General features: G+C 65.1%; 1 protein-coding gene. It reads right to left on the bottom strand.

Going from position 1 to position 1309, the window contains the following annotated elements:
- Positions 1 to 367: 367 nt before the first annotated feature.
- On the bottom strand, positions 368 to 733 hold the full coding sequence (locus tag AB0J64_RS57290) for a DUF2809 domain-containing protein (RefSeq protein WP_364047280.1): 366 nt from the start codon (positions 731 to 733) through the stop codon (positions 368 to 370).
- Positions 734 to 1309 lie beyond the last annotated feature (576 nt).

The following is a 1309-nucleotide window of genomic DNA, read 5'->3' as shown; positions in this document are numbered from 1 at the left end:
GCAACGGCCTACCGATAGCCTCCACCACCGCCCTGCACCGCACGCGAGGCGTCGCCACAGGAGCCTGGCATCGCCTCGCGTGCGTCAGCCCGCAACTGCGGCCTTGTTTCCTTTCCCGCGGGTGTGTCCAGCGGAAAAACCTGGTTGACGGCCACGTAATCTCTTGATTTTGCCGTTATACCGGAGCTCCTGGAAGCACGACAATGACTGACCGTGATCAAGAGAAACGCGATGCTATGCGCCGGCTTGTCCTGTGATACGGCGGTCCTGCTTTGGGACGCTGGCCGCCGCGCAGGACGAACCCGATGACCTCGCCGCTGTGGGAGCATCTGTACCGTCAGCGTGCCGGTGGGGTGGCGTCTGAGAGTCAGCCGGTCTGATCATCGGATCGGACCAATCGGCGTTCCCAGGCCAGGGCCGCGACCACACCGACGGCATAGGCGACCAGGTCCCATGGGTCGGGGAACGCGCCGACCAGGACACCGCCGATGCCCGGCGGGGTCATGCCGACCATTTGGTAGAACTCGACGGCGGCGGCGATCGCGGCCGTGGCCAGGGTGCGGCGTGCGGCGGTGGTGCGCCACAGCAGCCCCAAGAACGCGTAGACCAGCATGGTGGCGCCGACGTCGCTCACGTAACCGCGGATGAACGGTTGTCCCGGGCCCCGGTAGAAGAGGGTGAACGCGCCGACGGCGAGGGCGACGCCACCCAGAAGGACCATGGCGCGGCGCATGAGATTGACATCTTCTCCGAATCTCATCGATCAGGACGAACCGATCATAGAGCTCGTCTCTTATGGCGGCATGCTGGTTTGTCTTATGGCGGCATGCTGGTTTGCTCGGCTACGACGGAGACACCGCCACCCGACTCGCCACCGCAGCCGGAAGCCCATGGAGCCGCTACGCCCCCGGCGACCACGAACAGTGACACCTCTCAGGTGATCAGGCAGGGACACAGATCACTCGATCATTGGCCCCTGCCAGTGCCCGCCCCCTGATGGGCCACTACCACGTCGGCCACGCCCGCGCGTCCGGGCGCACCATCGGCTTCGCCATCATCAACCGCACTCAACCCTTGGCACCAACCGAGGCCGGGCACGCCTTTCTTAGCGAAGCACAACACCTTCTGAGGCTCCTGGAAGCACACGCTCCGTAACCAGAGCCGACGCCCAAACCAGACCGATTGCTCATCCGCCGCGGACAGCCGGATGCTCACGCCCCGGGCAACCACGGCTTCCACATCATCATGCCCAAGAAGATCAACGGCCCTGTGGACAAGGTCGTGGGCGCCTCGAGCAAGCTCGGGATCG

The organism is Nonomuraea sp. NPDC049695, assembly GCF_040674955.1.
GTDB classification, from domain to species: domain Bacteria; phylum Actinomycetota; class Actinomycetes; order Streptosporangiales; family Streptosporangiaceae; genus Nonomuraea; species Nonomuraea helvata.
This window is presented reverse-complemented; position numbering and strand designations above follow the sequence as displayed.